We start from the raw sequence: 4587 nt of genomic DNA on the forward strand, positions 1-4587 counted from the left end.
AATCTCTGCTGGAATCTCTATGCCCGCCAGATCGACCCGGCGACGGCGGCGCATATCCATCGCGGCGCCGCGGGCAGCGCGGGTCCGCCGGTGGTCACGCTGACCACACCGGACGCCGCCGGCCGCAGCCAGGGCTGCCAGATCGTCGATCTCATGCTCGCGCGCCAGATCAGCATGCGCGGGCATGATTTCTACGTGAACGTACACAATCCCGCCTTCCCAGCGGGCGCGATCCGCGGTCAGCTGCGCGGCGGCCGCGTCATTCGCCAGCGCCAGCCGCGGCCGACGGGCCAGAGCGGCCGCTAGCCTTCCGCTTCCTCGGTCTGGCCGGCGCCGGCTCGGGCCGTATGGGCTCGGCCGGAGCGGCGGCCTCCCGCAGCCCTTCCTCGAACCCTTCGAGGAAGCGGCGGAAGCCGTCGATCGCGGCGGCGCGGAACGCCTCGCCGAACTTGTCGGCGTCGATCCGCACCGACACGCCGCCGTCCAGATCCGGCCCGTCGTCGGCGAAGCGGACCCGCGCCCGGGCGCGTCTCGCGCCCGCCGCCGCGCCGATCGCGGCGGAGGCCAGCTCGCGCACCGCGGCATTGTTCACATCGCTGATCGCCTTGTTGGCGCGCTTGCGTACCTTCTTCGGGATTTTCACCCCGCCGACGCGCTTGGGAATCCTGACCTTGGGCATCCTCATTCTCCCTCGTGTATTATAATAGTAATACACGAGGGAGCATTCAAGCGGTCATTCGACGATGATCACGCCGTGCATGCCGAGCAAGCGCTGGACGAAGTTGTGGCTGCTCGCGGCATAGCGGCCGGGGGCGGGGACCAAAGCGATCGTGACCCGCTCGCCGGGGGCGAGGCGAAGGCCGCCGTCCGCGACCAGCCCGGCGTCCCTCCCGCGCACCCGCGCGGCGCGGAAGAAAGCGGGCGCCGAGAAGCTGTGGGTCGCCTGCCCCTGATTGACGAAGCGCAGCCGCACCGGCTCGCCGGCACGCAGCCGGATCACCTTGGGCTGATAGGCCCAGGGGCGAAGCAGCACGTCATATTCGGGCGCGGTGCGCCATTCGGGCGGTTGTGCGGAAGCCGGAACGGCGAGGACAAGCAGCGTGAGAGCAAAAAGCAGGCGGCGCATCGGACCTCCGGTTCCGTCGCGCGGCGGCAGGGGTCAAAAGCGCAACGGCTTGACCAGTTTTACGCCCGGCAGCGCCTTGAGTTCCGCGACCAGCCCGGCGCCGATATGGCCGTCGACCGAGACTAAAGCGACCGCCTCGCCGCCCGCGGCGCGGCGGCCGAGGTGGAAGGTGGCGATATTGACCTCCGCCTCGCCCAAGGCGGTGCCGAGCCGGCCGATGAAGCCGGGCCGGTCCTCGTTGACGAAATAGATCATCTCGCCGTCGAGCTCGGCCTCGATGCCGACGCCGAACATGTCGACGAGGCGCGGGCTGGCATTGCCGAACAGGGTGCCGGCGACCGAGCGCGGCCCGTCTGGCGTGTCGACGGTGAGGCGAAGCAGCGTGTGATAATCGCCCTCGCGGTCGTGGCGGATTTCCCTGAGGTCGAGGCCGCGTTCCCTCGCCAGGAAAGGCGCGTTGACCATGTTCACCGTGTCCGAATAGACCTTCATCAGCCCGGCGAGCACGGCGCCCGTGATCGGCTTCTGGTTGAGCTCGGCCGCCGCGCCCTCGACCTCGATCGCGACGCCCTGGATGCGATTGCCCTCGACTTGGCCGACGAGGCTGCCGAGCTTCTCGGCCAGCGCCATATAGGGGCGCAGCTTCGGCGCCTCCTCGGCGGTGAGCGAGGGCATGTTGAGCGCGTTGGCGACGCCGCCGCGGATCAGGAAATCGGACATCTGCTCGGCGATCTGGATCGCGACATTGACCTGCGCCTCGGTGGTCGAGGCGCCGAGATGCGGGGTCGCGACCAGCCCGGGCGCACCGAACAGCGGGTTCTCCTTCGCCGGCTCCTCGGTGAAGACGTCGAGCGCCGCGCCCGCGACATGGCCCGAATCCAGAGCCTCCCTGAGCGCCGCCTCGTCGATCAGGCCGCCGCGCGCGCAATTGACGATGCGCACGCCCTTCTTCGTCTTCGCCAGATTGGCGGCGGAGAGGATGTCGCGGGTCTGCTCGGTGAGCGGCGTGTGCAGGGTGATGAAGTCGGCGCGGGCGAGCAGCTCGTCGAGCTCGACCTTCTCGACGCCGAGGTCGAGCGCGCGCTCCGGCGTCAGGAAGGGATCGTAGGCGACCACCTTCATCCTGAGGCCGAGCGCGCGGTCGGCGACGATCGAGCCGATATTGCCGCAGCCGATCAGGCCCAGCGTCTTCGAGGTCAGTTCGACCCCCATGAAGCGGTTTTTCTCCCACTTGCCCGCCTGGGTCGAGGCGTCGGCTTGCGGCAGCTCCCGGGCGAGCGCGAACATCAAGGCGATGGCATGCTCGGCGGTGGTGATCGAATTGCCGAGCGGCGTGTTCATCACGACCACGCCGCGCGCCGTAGCGGCGGCGACATCGACATTGTCGACGCCGATCCCGGCCCGGCCGATTACCTTGAGGTTGGGCGCGGCGTCGAGCAGGGCGGCGGTGACCTTGGTCGCCGAGCGGATGGCGAGGCCGTCATAATCGCCGACAATCGCGGCCAGCTCGTCCTTGGAAAGGCCGGGCCTTTCGTCCACCTCGATCCCATTGGCGCGGAATATCTCCGCTGCCTTCGGGTCCATCGCATCGGAAATCAGCACTTTGGGCATTCTTTTCTCCGTCATCCCGGCGAAGGCCGGGATCTCGTCGGGTGAGGGGGTGCGTGCGCCATTTCTCGCTGAGGCCCCGGCGTTCGCCGGGGCGACGAGCTAACTCTCCGTCGCCTTATGGAAGGCCCAATCGAGCCAGGGGCCGAGCGCGATCACGTCATCGGTCTCGACGGTGGCGCCGCACCAGACGCGACGTCCCGGCGGCGCGTCGCGATAGCCGGCGACGTCATAGGCGGCGTCCTCCGCCTCCAGCAGCGAGTCGATCTTCTTGGCCAGCGCGCGCCTGGCCTCGGCGTCCATCCCGGCCACCGCCGCCTCGGCGAATTTGAGGCAGACGCTGGTGTTGCTTCGCGTCGCCGGATCGGCGGCGAGATGCTCGACCCAGTCCGTCGCCTCGACCCATTCGTCGAGCGCAGCGGCATTGGCGTCGGCGCGGGCGATGAGCGCGTGAAGGCCGCCCTGCAGCTCGGCCCATTCCAGCGCCCAGATATAATCCTCGACCGCGAGCATCGACGGTGTGTTGATCGTCTCGCCCCTGAAGATGCCCTCGATCAGTGCGCCGCTCTTGGTCAGGCGGAAGATCTTCGGCAGCGGCCAGCTTGGGGCGTGACTTTCGAGCCGCTCCACCGCGCGAGGCGAGAGGATCAGCATGCCGTGGCCGCCCTCGCCGCCCAGCACCTTCTGCCAGGAGTAGGTCGCGACATCGATCTTCTCCCACGGAAGATCGACGGCGAACGCCGCCGACGTCGCATCGCAAATGGTGAGCCCCTCGCGGTCCGCCGCGATCCACTCGCCGTCCGGCACGCGCACGCCCGAGGTGGTGCCGTTCCAGGTGAAGACGGCGTCGCTCGACGGATCGACCGCGCCAAGGTCCGGAAGCGCGCCATAATCGGCGCGCAGCACCGATGCCTCGAGCTTCAATTGCTTGACCACGTCGGTGACCCAGCCCTCGCCGAAGCTCTCCCAGGCGAGCAGGGTAACGGGCCGCGGCCCGAGCAGGCCCCAGAGCGCCATCTCGACCGCGCCGGTGTCGGAGGCCGGGACGATGCCGATCCGGTGGCCCGCGGGGAGGCGAAGCACGTGGCGGGTCAACTCGATCGCGTGGGCGAGCCGCGCCTTGCCGAGCTTGGAGCGGTGCGAGCGGCCGAGCGAGCCGGTGGCGAGCTTGGAGGCAGCCCAGCCCGGCGGCTTGGCGCAGGGGCCGGAGGAGAAATGGGGACGCGATGGCCGCGTCTCCGGCTTCGGAACAATCATCTCAACGTCTCTCCTTCCAGAGAGCGCGCGCCGCGTTGGGACGGCGTGGCCCGTCGATCCGGGTAGAGAGCGCCGCCGCCCGCCGCAAGCCATTCACGCTTCGACTCGTCTTTGTTGACCCAGGCGCCCGGCTGAATCACGATTCCGCCCGATGCGGCGGGGGATCATCTTGGCGTTGCTGGCGCTGGCCGCCTGCATCCCGCGGGGCGAGCCGCGCGGGCCGGCGCCGCGCACCGACGCGCCCGGCCGCGCCGACCGCAACGACCCCGCCACCCTGCAATGCCATCTCGATCTGGCGCGCGAGCGGATCGGCTTTCGGGTGCTGGCCGACCGCAGCTTCGGCGGCGGCTGCACGGCCCTGGGCGCTGTCCAGCTCACCGAGATCGGCACGCCGGTCACCAATCTCGGCGCGATGACCTGCCCGCTCGCGCGTCAGTTCGCGCGCGGGACGCGCGATACGGTGCAGCCGGCTGCGACGCGCCACCTGGGCGCGCCGGTGCGGCGGATCGAGACCTTCGGCAGCTATGCCTGCCGCGGCGTCAACGGCCAGGCGGGCGGGCGCCTCTCCGAACATGCCTTCGCCAACGCGGTCGACG

At 69.7% G+C, this 4587-nt stretch carries 6 protein-coding genes; 2 read left to right on the forward strand and 4 right to left on the reverse strand.

Translation table 11 applies throughout. The annotated features are described in order from the left end of the window. Positions 1-306 (forward strand): CHRD domain-containing protein (locus ACT4N8_RS13365; RefSeq protein ID WP_444858617.1); only part of this gene is annotated, 306 nt, incomplete at its 5' end. Here the strand turns inward: ACT4N8_RS13365 and ACT4N8_RS13370 are convergent. The 4 genes from ACT4N8_RS13370 to ACT4N8_RS13385 all read right to left on the reverse strand — a co-directional run bounded on the left by ACT4N8_RS13370 (position 260) and on the right by ACT4N8_RS13385 (position 3991). Further along, positions 260-679 carry a hypothetical protein gene (locus ACT4N8_RS13370; RefSeq protein WP_444858618.1) on the reverse strand — a complete coding sequence of 140 codons (420 nt, stop codon included), beginning with the start codon at positions 677-679 and terminating at the stop codon, positions 260-262. The two genes, ACT4N8_RS13365 and ACT4N8_RS13370, sit on opposite strands and share 47 nt — an antisense overlap. A 54-nt stretch (positions 680-733) precedes the next feature. Beyond that, positions 734-1126 carry a cupredoxin domain-containing protein gene (locus ACT4N8_RS13375; protein ID WP_444858619.1) on the reverse strand — a complete coding sequence of 131 codons (393 nt, stop codon included), beginning with the start codon at positions 1124-1126 and terminating at the stop codon, positions 734-736. Positions 1127-1159: 33 nt separating this feature from the next. Further along, positions 1160-2737: a phosphoglycerate dehydrogenase gene (gene serA / locus ACT4N8_RS13380; RefSeq protein ID WP_444858620.1), complete on the reverse strand. Its 1578-nt coding sequence runs from the start codon at positions 2735-2737 to the stop codon at positions 1160-1162. Positions 2738-2836: 99 nt separating this feature from the next. After that, positions 2837-3991, reverse strand: coding sequence for a phosphoserine transaminase (locus ACT4N8_RS13385; RefSeq protein ID WP_444858621.1), 1155 nt, complete (start codon positions 3989-3991; stop codon positions 2837-2839). Positions 3992-4142: 151 nt separating this feature from the next. Between ACT4N8_RS13385 and ACT4N8_RS13390 the strand changes: the two genes are divergently transcribed. After that, positions 4143-4587: extensin family protein (locus ACT4N8_RS13390; RefSeq protein ID WP_444858622.1), on the forward strand; the 445-nt coding region annotated here is incomplete at its 3' end.

It is taken from the genome of Sphingosinicella sp., assembly GCF_052387495.1.
Classification (GTDB): Bacteria; Pseudomonadota; Alphaproteobacteria; order Sphingomonadales; family Sphingomonadaceae; genus Allosphingosinicella.